The organism is Clostridium sp., from assembly GCF_040797585.1.
GTDB lineage: Bacteria > Bacillota > Clostridia > Clostridiales > Clostridiaceae > Clostridium_Z.
The window spans coordinates 1-15337 of the sequence record NZ_JBFNEO010000003.1 but is presented as its reverse complement, the minus strand read 5'-3'; the positions used below and the strand labels follow the sequence as shown (position 1 = coordinate 15337).

11 protein-coding genes and 3 riboswitches are annotated in these 15337 nt (G+C 29.1%); of the genes, 5 read left to right on the top strand and 6 right to left on the bottom strand.

The window, feature by feature from the left end; all coding sequences use genetic code 11:
• Positions 1–101 precede the first annotated feature (101 nt).
• Complete coding sequence (locus tag AB2369_RS00375; RefSeq protein WP_367664483.1) at positions 102–3032, top strand: insulinase family protein; 2931 nt, start codon at positions 102–104, stop codon at positions 3030–3032.
• Between the two features lie 289 nt (positions 3033–3321).
• Here the strand turns inward: AB2369_RS00375 and AB2369_RS00370 are convergent, their stop codons facing one another.
• Genes AB2369_RS00370 through AB2369_RS00360 form a run of 3 tightly spaced genes read right to left on the bottom strand, consistent with a single transcriptional unit; the run spans position 3322 to position 6215 of the window.
• Positions 3322–4092 (bottom strand): ABC transporter ATP-binding protein, encoded by a 771-nt coding sequence (locus tag AB2369_RS00370; RefSeq protein ID WP_367664482.1) that lies wholly within the window; start codon positions 4090–4092, stop codon positions 3322–3324.
• Positions 4073–5191, bottom strand: coding sequence for a FecCD family ABC transporter permease (locus AB2369_RS00365; protein ID WP_367664481.1), 1119 nt, complete (start codon positions 5189–5191; stop codon positions 4073–4075). Before AB2369_RS00365 ends, AB2369_RS00370 begins: the two co-directional genes overlap by 20 nt.
• 19 nt (positions 5192–5210) lie before the next feature.
• Positions 5211–6215 carry an ABC transporter substrate-binding protein gene (locus tag AB2369_RS00360; RefSeq protein WP_367664480.1) on the bottom strand — a complete coding sequence of 335 codons (1005 nt, stop codon included), beginning with the start codon at positions 6213–6215 and terminating at the stop codon, positions 5211–5213.
• Between the two features lie 476 nt (positions 6216–6691).
• A riboswitch (cobalamin riboswitch) is annotated at positions 6692–7042 on the bottom strand.
• Between the two features lie 402 nt (positions 7043–7444).
• A riboswitch (TPP riboswitch) is annotated at positions 7445–7544 on the top strand.
• 174 nt (positions 7545–7718) lie between these two features.
• Here AB2369_RS00360 and thiT point away from each other — a divergent pair.
• Entirely contained in the window at positions 7719–8375 is a 657-nt protein-coding gene (gene thiT / locus AB2369_RS00355; RefSeq protein ID WP_367664479.1) for an energy-coupled thiamine transporter ThiT, read from the top strand.
• A 141-nt stretch (positions 8376–8516) separates the two neighbouring features.
• On the opposite strand, the gene AB2369_RS00350 is transcribed toward thiT, so the two are convergent.
• Together AB2369_RS00350 and AB2369_RS00345 are read right to left on the bottom strand one after the other, a co-directional pair.
• Entirely contained in the window at positions 8517–9185 is a 669-nt protein-coding gene (locus AB2369_RS00350) for a DUF4230 domain-containing protein (RefSeq protein ID WP_367664478.1), read from the bottom strand.
• 564 nt (positions 9186–9749) lie between these two features.
• On the bottom strand, positions 9750–10946 hold the full coding sequence (locus tag AB2369_RS00345; protein WP_367664500.1) for an SAM-dependent methyltransferase: 1197 nt from the start codon (positions 10944–10946) through the stop codon (positions 9750–9752).
• Positions 10947–11450: 504 nt separating this feature from the next.
• On the opposite strand from AB2369_RS00345, the gene AB2369_RS00340 reads away from it, so the two are divergent.
• Together AB2369_RS00340 and AB2369_RS00335 are read left to right on the top strand one after the other, a co-directional pair.
• Entirely contained in the window at positions 11451–12551 is a 1101-nt protein-coding gene (locus AB2369_RS00340; RefSeq protein WP_367664477.1) for a sugar MFS transporter, read from the top strand.
• A gap of 251 nt (positions 12552–12802) precedes the next feature.
• Entirely contained in the window at positions 12803–13735 is a 933-nt protein-coding gene (locus AB2369_RS00335; protein WP_367664476.1) for a GNAT family N-acetyltransferase, read from the top strand.
• A 279-nt stretch (positions 13736–14014) separates the two neighbouring features.
• Here AB2369_RS00335 and AB2369_RS00330 read toward each other — a convergent pair whose 3' ends face one another.
• On the bottom strand, positions 14015–14752 hold the full coding sequence (locus AB2369_RS00330) for a hypothetical protein (RefSeq protein ID WP_367664475.1): 738 nt from the start codon (positions 14750–14752) through the stop codon (positions 14015–14017).
• Positions 14753–14754: 2 nt separating this feature from the next.
• Positions 14755–14878: riboswitch (cyclic di-AMP (ydaO/yuaA leader) on the bottom strand.
• Positions 14879–15191: 313 nt separating this feature from the next.
• Between AB2369_RS00330 and AB2369_RS00325 the strand changes: the two genes are divergently transcribed.
• Positions 15192–15335 carry a hypothetical protein gene (locus AB2369_RS00325; RefSeq protein WP_367664474.1) on the top strand — a complete coding sequence of 48 codons (144 nt, stop codon included), beginning with the start codon at positions 15192–15194 and terminating at the stop codon, positions 15333–15335.
• Positions 15336–15337 lie beyond the last annotated feature (2 nt).

Here is a 15337-nt window from a genome sequence, read left to right as displayed (position 1 = left end):
TATGGTAAATGATAATAAAGAAATGATTTTAGTGATAGTTATTATTGATTACCGTAGAAGGGTATGGTAAGATTTTCATAAAACATAAAAGGAGTGATGATATGAACTTTAAAGTTAATGAAGTATATGAAGGATTTAAGCTGTTAGAGGATGTTTATATAGAAGAGATAAAATCCAATGGAAAGATTTTTCAACATGAAAAAACAGGAGCAAGACTTCTTAATATAAGTAATGATGATGACAACAAGGTATTTGCAATAGGTTTTAGAACACCACCTGAGGATAGTACGGGACTTCCACATATATTAGAACACTCAGTTTTATGTGGATCTAGAAAATTTGATGTTAAGGAACCTTTTGTTGAGCTTCTAAAAAGCTCTTTAAATACCTTTCTTAATGCTATGACTTATCCAGATAAGACCATATATCCTGTAGCCAGTAGAAATGATAAAGACTTTAAAAATCTTATGGATGTTTACTTAGATGCTGTATTATATCCTAATATATATAAGTATCCTGAAATATTTATGCAAGAAGGATGGAGCTATTCTTTAGAAAACAAGGACTCTGAACTTAAATATAATGGAGTTGTTTATAATGAGATGAAGGGGGCATATTCTTCACCAGACTCATTAGTGTTTAGAAAGATAACAGAGACACTTTATCCAGATACTATATATAGTCATTCTTCAGGTGGAGATCCAGAGGTTATTCCTGAGCTTACTTACGAAGATTTTATAGCCTTCCATAGAAAATACTACCATCCATCAAACAGCTTTATATATTTATATGGAGATGGGGATTTAAAGGAGCAGCTTAAGTTCATAAATAATGAATATTTAAGTAATTTTGAAAGACAAGAAATAGATTCAGAGATAGGAACACAAGATCCCTTTGAAGAAATGAAGGAGTTTACATATACTTATAGTCTTTCAGAAGAAGACTCTACAGAGAATAAGAGTTTCTTGAATCTAAACTTCTCCATAGGATCAGCTTTAGATACTAATGAGAATTTAGCTTTAACAGTAATAGAGTACTTACTTTTAGAGACTCCGGCGGCACCTTTAAAGAAGGCCTTACTTGAGGAGGGTATTGGTAAGTCTGTGTTTGGAGAGTTTGAAAATGGTATAAAACAGCCTTATTTCTCAATAGTAGCAAAGGATGCTAATGAAAATGATAAAGATAAGTTTAAGAAGTTAGTGTTTGATACCTTAGAAAATCTAGTTAAAGATGGCATCGATAAGGAGCTTATAGAAGCTGCCATAAATAAAATAGAGTTTATATTAAGAGAGGGAGACTATAGAGGATATCCAGCAGGAATAGTTTATTACACAAAAGCCTTAGATAGCTGGCTTTATGGAGGAGATCCTTTTGTAAACTTAGCATATGAACCAGTTCTTAAAAATGCTAAGAGAGCATTAAATACTAAGTATTTTGAAGAGCTTATAGAAAAGCATATTTTAAATAATCCTCATAGCTCTCTTGCAGTATTAAAACCTGAAAAAGGACTTTCACAAAGAAAAGAAAAGGAATTAGCTGAAAAGCTTGATAAATATAAGGCTAGCTTAAGTGATGAAGAGTTAGAGAATATAATAGAAAAGGGTAAAAAGCTTAAAGAAAGACAGATGACAAAGGATACAAAGGAAGCTTTAAACAGTATACCTAGTCTTGAGATAGAAGATATAAATAAAGAAGCTGATAAACTACCATTAGAAATAAGAGAAGAGCATGGTGTTAAGGTCTTATTCCATGAAGTAGAAACAAACAAAATAGGATATTTAAAACTTTTATTTAATGCTAAAGTTCTTTCTAAAGAGTTACTTCCTTATGCTAAGCTATTATCAGATGTACTTGGAAGAATAGGAACTAAAAATTACACCTATGGTTCTTTAGCAAATGCTATAGGAATACATACTGGTGCTATATTCTTTAATGTAACAAGTTATGTTAAGAGTGGAGATCCAAAAGACTTTAGTGCAGTATTTATGGTAAAGGCAAAAGCTCTTATTAATAAATTAGATAAAACTACTGAGCTTATAGGAGAAATTCTTGAAAATACTCTATTTGATGATAAAGAAAGAGTTCTTCAAAATCTTAGAGAGATAAAGAGCTACTATGAAATGAGTATGTTTAGTTCAGGCCATATAGTATCTGCAAAAAGAATGATGTCATACTTCTCTCCAAAGGGAGCTTTTGATGAAACTATAGATGGAATAGGATATTATAAATTCCTTTGCGATATTGAAAAGAACTTTGATGGTAAGTGGGATGAAGTAAAGAAAAACTTAGAGAAGACTAGAGAGGAATTATTCAATGAGAGTAATTTAACTGTGAGCTTTACATCGGATAAAGAAGACTATGATGCAGTTAAAAATCCAATTGAAAGCATTTCTAAGATTTTAGGAAATAAGGACGTAAAAGAAGTTGAGTATAACTTTAACCTGGAAGAGAGATCCAATGAAGGACTACTTACTCAAGGGAATGTTCAGTATGTAGCTAAGGGTGGAAACTTTATAAATAATGGATATAAATATAATGGGTCTGCTTTAGTTCTTGAGACCATAGCAAACTTTGATTATTTATGGAATAATGTAAGAGTTCAAGGTGGAGCTTATGGAGTTGTTCCAAGAATAAGTAGAAGCGGAAATATGTTTATAACATCTTATAGAGATCCTAATATAAAGGAAACCTTAAAGGTATATGATGAAATGGCCAATTATCTAAGAGAACTAGAAGTAGATGATGAGACCATGACTAAGTATATAATAGGTACAATTAGTAAATTAGATAATCCATTAACACCATCTATGAAATCAGAATATGCCATAGAGCAGTATTATATGGGAATAGACCATGAAACTAAGCAAAGGGAAAGAGAAGAAGTTATAGGTACAAAGCTAAATCACATTAAGGACTTTGCTCCAGTTATAGAAAGTGTAATGGATCAGAACTATATTTGTGTTCTAGGTAATGAAAAGAAAATAAAAGACAATAAAGATATATTCGGTAAGCTTATAAATGTTATAGAATAAAGTAATGTAGAAAAGAAAGATATTTCATTATAGCTACCATATGTATTCTCCAGCTTTAAATGGCTAGGATTACATATGGTAGCTATATTTTCTCATATTTATTAAAATCTACTCTAGAAAAATAACAAGACAATAATTAATCTATTATGATATTAAAATATAAAACTATTGAAAAAACCTAAATTGAAATTTATATTAGAGAAATTTATTCTATACAAAGCAAGTAGTTTCAATAAAGAAATCAATTAGTACAAGAGATGAAACCAACTTCGAATATTTAAATTAGAATCTATAAATAGTTAGACAAATAAACTACATTTAATTTATTTGTCTTAGGATGTAAGGATACTTCACTATTTACTCCAAAGACATTTTTTATCATATTCTCAGTTAGTACTTCTTCTGGGTATCCTGAGGAAACTATATTCCCATCATTAAGTACATATATTTTATCACAATAATTAGAAGCTAAATTTAGATCGTGTAAGGCTGCAAGTACTGTTATATCTAATGATTTAACCAGCTCTAAAATCTGAATTTGATATTTTATGTCTAAGTGATTTGTAGGCTCATCTAATATCAGTATGTCAACCTTTTGAGCTAGGGCTCTAGCTAAAAGGACCCTTTGTTTTTCTCCACCAGATAGGGTAGAAAAATCCCTATGATAATAATCTTCCATAGATACTTTTTTTAAAGATTCCATTGATATTCTGAAATCATCTTTGTTGTCCAGCTCAAAGGGTTTCTTATGAGGTGTACGACCAAGGAGTACCATATCTAGCACCTTAAACTCAAAGTTCTGCTCATTAAATTGACTCACCACGGCCATTTCACGAGAGGTTGACTTTATAGAGAGTTTAGATATATCTCTACCATTTATAAATATAGAACCATTACTAGGTTTTAGTATTCTATAAATTGCTTTTAATAAAGTAGATTTTCCACTTCCGTTAGGACCAACTAATCCTACAAACTCCTTAGTATTTAAATTTAAAAATACATTGTCTAATATTTTTTTACTGCCTATATTTAAAGAGAGGCTATCTACCTTTATTTTCATTAGTTTTACCTCCAGTGCCATAAGATTTTTTTATTAGTAGCCACATTAAAAATGGAGCACCAAGCATTGAGGTAAGGACTCCAATAGGGATTTCTAAACCTTTCATCATTACCCTAGCTAGAACATCAGTCCATATTAATAGTATAGAACCTAAAAGAGCACTTATTGGTAGGAGTTTCTTATGGTCACTTCCAACTAAGAATCTTCCTATATGAGGTATCATAAGTCCTAAAAAACCTATGGTTCCACAAACTGAAACTATTACTCCTGTTATTAGAGCTGAAACTAGCATATATATTTTTCTGTAGGAGGACAAATCTACTCCAAGGGTTATAGATGCTTCTTCTCCTAAAAGCATTGTATTTAAAATTCTAAACTGTGACAGAAAGAATATTATTCCTATTAATATAATAATAGATGGAATCTTTAAATTTTCAAAGGAGGCAGAGGTTAATCCTCCCATCATCCAAAAGGTTACGGTTTTCATTCCTTCTGCATCATTTGAAATAAATATTATAAAGCTTGTGAATGCTGAGAATATAGAACTTATAATAAGTCCAGATAATACCAGCTTAGTAGAGGTAATCCGTCCCCCTACATTAGAAAGTAAATAAACTAATATGGAAGAAACTAAAGCTCCTATAAATGCACCAAGGGTAACTCCACTACCAAACAATACCCCTTTTACTCCAATAAGTATGGAAAAGGTAGCTCCTAATGATGCCCCGGAGGAGAGACCTAATATATAAGGGTCTGCTAGAGAGTTATTTACTGTAGCTTGCATTGCACATCCAACAATAGAAAGCCCCATTCCAACCACTGCTCCAAGAATTACCCTTGGAAATCTTATATGCCAAACTATATCATATATTGGACCTTTGGTTAAAGTAGCCACATCTCCAATGGGAATACCAAGGGTATTATATACAATAATTCTATAAGCATCATAAGCAGAAATATTAGCAGAGCCAAAGGTAATTGAAAGTACTAAGGATATAAGTAAAATAGAAATAAGAAAAGTAACTATAAGAAAAAACTTCTTATTTATTTTTTCAAAATATACATTAGAGGGAAGAGAAGGTGATAGATTTTTATTCATTGGTAAACCTCACAATAATTTATTTAACTAAGTCAGCATAAAAACCCTTAGCTAGATTCTCTATTCCCTTAGGTGTTCTTACACTTCCCCCATAGGTTTCAGCTAATGGAGTATATAATATTTTTTTATCTTTTATAGCTTGTACGCTTTGAAGAGCAGGATTATTTAAAAGAGCATCCTTCTCTTTGTTATCTTTAACTTGAGCCTCAAAATGTATAAGAACTATTACGTCAGGATTTAACTCAACTATATTTTCTGGTCCTATAGTTCCACCTTTTTCTGCTACATTCTTACCACCAGCTTTTTCTACCATATCTGAAACTAATGTATTAGGTCCGTATGCTGTGTACTTATTATTCTCAGAGCCTTCTATAACTAGAACCTTAGCCTTAGACTTTACATCTTTTATAGAGTTTTCTATGTTTTCTATACTCTTTTTCATATCATTTATGTAGGCATCTGTTTTATCTTTTATATCAAAGATTGTACCTATATCCTCTATATCTTTATACACATTTTCTACTGTTGCTTTTTCAGAAATGCCAGAGTTTCTTTGAATAAAGGTATTAACACCCTTTTCATTCCATGAGTTTACAGAGCCTAAAACCTTATCAGAGAATACACTTTTCCATCCTATAATAAGATCAGGACTTTTTTCTATAACCATTTCTTTAGTTGGATACTTCTCTGACAGTACAGGGATTTTATCATACTTCTCTTTAAGATTGTCTAAAATAGGGTTGTCCATAAATGCAGTTCCTACTAGCTTGTCTTCAAGTCCGAAGTGTAGTAATAATTCAGTGGTAGTTTGATTAGTACTTATTACTCTTTCAGGCTTTTTATCAAAGGTAACTTTATTTTCTGTCTTATCAAAATTAAAATTAGTTACTGAAACTGGATAGTTTTTACTAGAAGTAGCCTCAGCCTTATTCTCATCCTCTTTAACTGTAGAGGTAGTAGAGGAACATGCTGTAAATAATAAGCTGACACCTAGAATTAGGGTAATTAAATTTTTCTTTTTCATAAATATAATCTCCTTACATAATTAAAATTAGATATTTAAAATAGAATCCATAGATATACCTTTAAAAATTTTTAAATTTAATATTGCAATTATTTTTAGGTCATATTATTTTTATCTGATGGTTACCAACTGTAACACACCAATCCTATTAAAAGATGAATGATAACAGTCGCTATGCCGCTAAATTAACTCATCTAATCTTCATGTGTTAGAAAGAATGCCATCTGAAGGAAGAGTCGTTCTATAAATTGCAATAACAAATTGAACTAATTTTTATTTATTAATTAAGCCCTTTATATTTATTAAAGGCCTATACGAGAATAGGTATAATTAAAGCCAGGTATATCTACTAGTAACTTATATCTCCTAGAGGAGTCTAGCTTAAGGCTTACAACATCGGAAAACAAAAAAAGCCTCTCCAAAGGACAGACTTATGCACAAATTTAGCATAAAACCAAAACCTCCCTCCGAAGTTAAGTTAAAATAATCTCATAGGCAGGTCTCCTGACTTACACATAAATTAGCATCTTAAAATAGATATTTAGAGTCATAATATATTTTGAATATGATTGTCTAACAAAGTTTAAAAGTAATACAACTAATATTTAAAGTTATATGAAAATCATAAACAGAATATATTTTTACTATATATTATTTTAGATGTTTTATATAAGCAAAGGCTTATATATGCCTTATAAATCTCCTTCCCAATTTTAGATCAGTGGATGTGATTTATAAGTAGTGCTTACAGTAGCGGGGGCTGTGCTGGATTTACACCAGAGCTTCCCTATTAATTTCTCTCGAAAACCTATAAAAGTATTAATATTTAGTTATTATAGTGTAGATTCTATTAGAAAACATTTTCAAAGTCAACATAAAACTACAATAGTTTATATACTTAATAACATTATAACCTAAAAAATAAGTAATTTTACACAATTATTAGTTTTTTTATTAATTTAAGTGGATTTTCAATTGGCTAGATGATAGCAGCTTTATTTGAAATAATATCTATAATTACATTTTTAGTGTTTTTGAAAAAATATAAAGATAAAATAGAGATTTCAAAATATGAAAATATGTAATAAGATAAGACTATAAGTTAGATATATAACCATTTTAAACCTATAAGTATAAAAATTGGGTGATTAATATAAATAATTTATATTAATGAATAGTTGTAATTTTCATACAAAGTATTATAATAGAAGTAGAGAGATAATTATATATTGTTTTGCTGGGGGTGCCATTTGGCTGAGAGGGATGAGAAATCCTAACCCTTTACCTGATCTGGATAATGCCAGCGGAGGGAAGCAGTTGTAATGGAAATACCTAAGAATACATTAGCACTGCTTTATGCAGTGCTTTTTTTATTTAGTAATATTGAGATAAAATTAAAAGTTACTCTAATTTGTTTAGATTATATTTTTATTCAATATAACTTAAATAATTTAAGGGCATCATAATATATAAAAGTCTACAAGTTATAAGGAGGGATTTTATATGTTATTAAGTATTTTTAACTTTAACTTTAAAGCTCCAAAAGCTTTAGAATCTTTAGGAACTGTATTTTCAGATCCTAAAATTTATATAACTTTACTTTGTTTAGTAGGTCTAGTGGCAGCATTACTAGCTTTTAGAAAAATAAAGCTAGATGCAAAAACTATGACTTATGTAGGTATAGCTATAGCACTTGGAACAATACTTAAAATGTTCACTATAATGAAAATGCCAAATGGAGGGTCTGTAACTTTAGGAAGCATGATACCTATAATATTTATAGCTTATATATATGGACCAAGAATAGGGATTTTAGGTGGATTATTATTTGGAATAATAGATTTAATGCTTGGGGCATATGTGGTACATCCTCTTCAATTACTACTTGATTATACATTTGCATTTATGTCCTTAGGGCTTGCGGGATATTTTAGAAATAATGTAACATTGGGAGCTTTTATAGCGATCTTAGGACGTTATATATGTCATGTATTATCAGGAGTAATATTCTTTGCAGAGTATGCAAATGGACAAAATCCGTTGATTTATTCTTTAATATATAACTCAACTTATTTAGTTCCAGAGCTTATAATAACGGTGGTTGTCCTTAACGTATTGCCACTTAAGAGGATTCAGAGTAATCTAGCGAGAAGCTACTAATAAAAAGGGGTTTTAGTTTACAGAAGGCTTTAATATTTATGTTAAACTAAGATCTATCTTTAATGATAAATATAATTAACCCTAATTATATTAAGGCTATGGTGAAAATATATGTTTTTACCATAGCCTTACTTATATAAATTATATAAATTTAATTTTAATATTATAGGAAGAATACTCTGTGGTGCTTAATATTGGACTTATGATATTTATCAAAGAATTTTCACTATTTAATATAGCCTCATCATATATTTCTCCATCCATAAGCCTAGAAGACATTTTTTCTTTTACATGTGTTATTAGAACTTCATACTCCTTAGGAGTTAAAGTTACATCACCAAATCTTAATATGCCTAAAGTTGGTGATTCATATAAGGTTTTACTATCTTCTATATTTATTGATTTAATTTTAGGTTTAGGAACTTCTAAGGTTAAGTTTTTTTCATATTTATCTACTTTAAAGTTTTCATCTGATATATTAGATAAATCTATTGAATAAATGCCTGTACCAAAAAAATGAATAGTTTGTAATTTCGTAAATATTTCCATATCAAAGAGAGTGTTATTTACTGTCACTTCTTCTTTTAATTCTATTTCCATAGGGATAATTTCATGTTTTTGTTTGATTTCTTTAATAAGAGTTTCTTTGGTTATAAACCTATTATAAGAGCTTGAGACATCAGGAAGAACCCATAGTTCTTTTTCTTTTGAAGAAGGCTTTAATATTTTATACATTATCACTGAACCTAAAATAATAAATATAAGGGCGAGAGAAGAAAATATTATTAGCTTTCTTTTAAGTTTTATCATAAATATACCTCCTAAAGAAACTCTAAGAAATTATATTCATAAGATGAGAAAATAATGCCCTGTGATATAATTTTAATAAATATATATACTAAAAGTTATAAAATAAAAAAGAGCACATGACATAAGGGGATTAAGCTTTGTCATGTGCTTTGAGCTTAGGCATCTTTAGAAAATATTTATTAAGTAAGCTTATTTTTCACAATGTTGGATGAATTGCTTACATTAATATGATTGGTATAAGGATAAGCTGATCTTTATACCGTTTAATAAATACTTCCTTTTATGGTGCTTAAAGCTCAACAGTCGCTATAAGGTGGGGGATTTACCCTCAGCTAAATTAAATATAAATAGTTCATAACTGGCTGAGGAGAATATGAATATAGGTAATAAAGTTACCTACAAGTAATAGTGTTAGCAACTTATAAGATATTATTCATAAAGCGGAGTTTAATTCATATGAAGTTTTTTACTCCATCTAAATTGTAGTTTAAATAATCAAGTGGCCTAACAGATATTATTCTAAAGAGTTACCGAGGATAAAATTTGTTAAGCCTATAATAAGTATTATTCGTAAATATTATTTAAGTAGGAATAAAGAGCAGGATATACATTAAGACTTCCCATAAGGCTCATATATTCGTCCATAAGTTTAGGATTTTCATCTCCTTTTCTAATGGCCCTAATCATAAGGTTTTTAGGTGTTTCAAGAGGAGATATATATTCAACTATGGATACATCATATCCTTTAGCCTCAAGCATAAGTCCTCTCATTCCATCTGTAAGAACATCTGCCATTCTAGATTTTAATATTCCATACTTAGTTATTGATTTAAAAGGATCATAATTATATTGGCTTAAAAGTTCTCTGTGACAACAAGGTACAGCTATTATAACATCAGAGTTTAATCTAATTCCTAAGGAGATAGCCATATCAGTTGCTGTATCACAGGCATGAAGGGATATAACTACATGGATTTTACTTGGAGGATTATAATCTTTTATATCTACAGCCATAAATTCCATATTTCTATATCCTAGATTTTTAGCCATCTTAGTAGAAGCTGCTATAACTTCAGGTGAACGATCAAGTCCTATGAATTTACACTTTCTTCTTTTAATATCTGTTAGATAGTAATTTAAAACAAAGGTTAGATAAGACTTACCACAACCACAGTCTAGAATGGTTATTACTTCATTTTTAGGAAGTGAATCTAGAATTCCTTCTAGAAGTTCAACATAGTGATCTATTTGATTATACTTCCTTATTTTATCATTTTTGATTTTTCCATCAGTTGACATTATGCCAAGTTCCTTAAGTAAGGGGTCAGCCTTTCCTACCTTTATGTAATAATCCCTATTTAGTAAGGTTGAAGATTCATTTATATGTACTTCTTTTGAAGAAGACTTGGATAGGTTTTGTATATTTTCTTCTTTTACCTCTGTAGAAGTCATCTTTACATTTTTATTATCTCCAGAAATAAGGATATCTGTACCACGTTCTCTATATAAAATTATTAAAGAATCATATTTTTCAGCTTCATTACATATAAGTGCAAATAATTCATTTATAGATAATAAAGAGGTTTTTCCATTAAAGTTATAGTTAATTTTTCCGTCTTTGAATGTTCCGATTCCTTTAAACTCTTTAAGTCCAGTATTAAAGGTTATGTGTATTTCTTTAAAGATATCTGAGTTTTCATCAAATCTTCCTTGAAGACCAAGGAGGAATAAATTTATTTTATTTATCATTTTTTTATTCATCATTAAGACTCCTCTTCACAAAATTAAGTAAGATAGTAAGATAGTATAAATTTTATTATTAAGATATATAGATAAGTTACATATAACCTTAAACTAAATCTTAATCTACAATATTGCATTATATTTAAAGGTTAAATTTAGATAAGGTACATCTATAGATAAACCGCATGACAATTGAAACTAAATCGTAAGCTATCATTGCTTAAGGCTTATTCAAAGATTGAGTTTGGATGTAGTTTATCTATATATAAGCAAAAGTTCAGTATATATTATAACCCAATAACAATGTAAAGTTAAACTTTTTAAGAGTAAAAATAGCCTTTCATATAATACATTATATGTTTCACATACATAGGATGTAGATACTTATGATGAGATATTAAGTGTTACACAAAATACCATAATAAAATAGCAAATGGATTTTTAAAAGTATTAATATTTTGTGGTATAATGTTTCAGTAATACATGGATAGGAGAATACTTGAAAGGGGAATATTAGCTTAAATGGAGAAGAAACCGCACTTATTTACAACACTATTTATATTTACAATGATGATACTTGCTGCAATAGCGGAAAATACAAGAGGAGTCTTTGTACCAAGTTTTAAGAATGATTTTGGGATAACAGACACTGAAATTGGATTCGTTTTAACTATGTGTACAGTAGGATATTCAATAGCAACCTTTGTAGGAGGATGGATTTGTGACAGGATAGGGCAAAGAATAGTTTTTATATCAGGTATTATAACTATGATAGGCTCTCTTATATTATTATCCTTAAGTAATTCATATTTATTATTTATCATTTCTATGACACTTACAAGTTGTGGTCTTGGATTATCAGCTATAACTATTAACACTTTAATACCCATATTGTTCATATCTATGCAGAGCATAATAATGAATTTAGTACATTTTTGTTATGGACTTGGCTCCACTGTTGGTCAAAGAGCTGCAGGAGTTCTTATGTATAATGGAATAGAGTGGAGAAAAATATATTTAGGTGTTGCAGTACTTTATGTTATTATGCTTATATTATTTAGCTTTATAAAGATACCAAAAATAAACAAGGGACATAATAACGCTAGGATAACATTAAAAGAAGCTTTAAGCAATAAAATTGTACTTTTATACATATGTGTTCTAGGTTTTTACGTATTTGCAGAAGGTGGAACATCAAACTGGTTTGTAAATTACATGGAATCAAGTTTTAATTTCAATAAATCGCAAAGTTCCCTTTACTTATCAATATTTTTTGCGATATTTTCTATAGGAAGATTGTTTGGAGGATTTGTAGTTGAGAAGAGGGGATATTTAAATGTTGTTTTAAAATCTCTTACTATTGCACTTATACTATATACCCTAGGATTTATAATGGGAGAGAATGGGGTTTTAGTTATAGGAGTTTCAGGAATATTCTTCGCAATAGCTTTCCCTACAGTAGTTCTTAGCATAAGTAAGGTTTTTAATAATGGAAGTACTTACATAACAGGTATAATAGTTACCTTTGCTACATTTATAAATATGGCTATGACATTTTTAATGGGAATTGCTAATGATATGTTTGGAACCAGATATGCATTTGCCCTAATTCCATTAAGCTAAGGATAAACTTATAATAAATAAGTAGGCTCATTTGAGCTTACTTATTGTATTATGAAGAATATATAAATATAAAATAATTTATTAAGCTTTATATTATGCTGATTAGGGATAACCTATTTATAGTACAAGTACAAAGAAAAGTTATATACTAATATTATGCAGAATAATATTTAAGCTTTTACTAGTCGTTGTTATTTACGATTTCAAAAGTTTAAACATTTAGTAGAATAATATTCCTAGGAGAGATAAATATGGGAAATGAAAAGATAACTATAGAACTATCTAAGGGTAATTTAGATGAATATATAATTAGAGATAATATTGGAATAACTATAGGGCGATTTTATATTTTAGATATGAATAAAGAAGAGAAAAATTGTTTAGTAAAATTTAAGTTTTATAGGGAAGATAATAAAGACCTTATGACGGATGTATTAAGAGCTTTAGGTAACAAAATTTTTTCTGGAGGAGATATATTTAAACTTAATATAATATCAGAAGAGAATATAAATCTTAGTTCATTTTTAGAGGTAGGATTCATGCTAGAAGGAATTTTTGATAGTAATGTGTACTTAAATGGAATATATAAAAGTCAATATCTTCTAGGAATAACCTCAATAGAGTTTAACAGTGGAAATGTATTATCTTCTCTATCTATTAAAGGAAGAAAAGTTACATTAAATTTATTAACTCCTGAATATACAAAAGAAGTGTTAGAGTATTGTATAAGAAATAAGGATCATCTTAAAGATTTTGAACCTTTAAGAGATGAAAGTTTTTATACCATTGAAGTTCAAAAGAGAATACTTATAGAAAATTTTAAACAATATTTAAATGGAATTAGCATGAACTTTGGTATATTTAAAGAAGGTAAACTAATAGGAAAGATACAGTTATCTAACATAATAAATGGAATATTTAAAAGTGCTTTTATAGGATATTCCTTAGATAAGGATGAACAAGGTCATGGATATATGAGAGATGCTGTAGAAACTATCATTGAGTATGCTTTCTATGACTTGGGACTTCATAGAATAGAGGCATCAACCCTTATAAATAATGTTAGATCTCAAAATGTACTAAAGGCTTGTGGGTTTGTAGATCTTGGAATAAACAAAAACTACCTTTATATAAATGGAGGATGGGAAGACCATATAACATTTTATAAAACAAAAGAAGATTAAAGAGAAAATATATTTATTTCATGGATACCGCCTGTAATACCCCTATCTTATTACAGATGAGGATAACAGTTGCTGTGCCCATAGATTGACTCATCTAACATTCAAATCATGGAAAGAACATTATCTGAAGGAAGATTGGTTCTATATTTAAAATAGAGGTGGATGTATGAAAATTAAATTTTCATACATCCACCTTATTAAAAACTATAAAATTAAACTTATAATTATTAATATTAGTTTTAATAAAGATCTGTAGAGATAGTATAAATTATTCAAGTTTTATGATTTATAAGCTTTGCTTATAGCTTCTTGGTGTTGAGGATCTTTCTTGTTATCCTTATGTCTAGTACTATTTAAAAAATGAACATCTATATGACCATCCATTCCATTACTTTTTATAAAGTCTAGATTATCACCAGTACCATATCCACCAGAACGATTAGATACTGTTTTTAATTCAGGTTGGTTATCTAAGCCTGCATGAGGCATCGCTGACATTGAAGCAGCATATTTTTTATTATTAATAACAAGAAATATAGGACGTCTATCCCATGACCATCCTCCCCAAATCTCTTTAATTTTCTCAGTATCATCTAAAGTTGCAGATTCCACATCTGCATGATTAGTACCAGTAGTTCTTTGTATCATAAAACTCTTACCAGTCTCAGCATCTATAACTTGAGCTTGTGTACCCACTGAAAAAATATTACTTCCTTCATCCCACCAATCCACAAGAGCTACTTCTTTATCTACAACATTAGTATTTTGTGAATATTTAGGGTCAGAATACCCTCCTCTAGACAAAGGTAGATTTTGGGGAGATGTGTTAGAGGGGGTGGAAGATGGATCTTCAGATAAAGTATCTAAAGATTCATGTTCATAAGTAGATATATTTTCATTTGAAGATAAGGCCACTTCTTTTGAACTAAGATCACTAATAATATTATTCTTGTTAAGAATAATAAAAGAAGAACTAAGCATAAGTAAAGATAAACATAAAATAATTATTTTTTTCATAATTAACTCCTCTCTAAAGCCTACGAAGTTAGTTGACGGGTTAGGGTTAGAGAGTCCCCAGCCAATTAAGGCTTCACCCCATAGGTAAAATCCTCCGCTACATTTTGTATTAGGCTTTTTTTATTATAAATAAGATTATAAAGAAATAATTGATAGTAAACTATAGTGAGTTATTGGAGCAAGTACCATTGAAAGTATATGTTACACCCATGTATAGATAAAGTTATATATACTCAAAGAAGAAAATGAGATTTAATACATGGGATAATTTGTAAAAAATTGAGAAGGATGCTATAATTATAATTGACTATAAATTAAATAATTAATCTAAAATATTTATATAAGGATTTACTTTCATATAATTCAAACGATATATATTGTAAGTAATAAACTTTCTAATTAAATAAAATTTATCAAATTATTTTAAGTGGGGTGTAAAATGTTAAACAATTTCTTTTCAAAGCTTTTTAATTCTGAAGAGATCAGAACTGTAGAGGAAGATACTTATACAATAACAGAAGAAGATAAGTTAGATATAGAGGTGGCAGATGTATTTCAGAGAATGCAAATAGGAAACCTATAGAT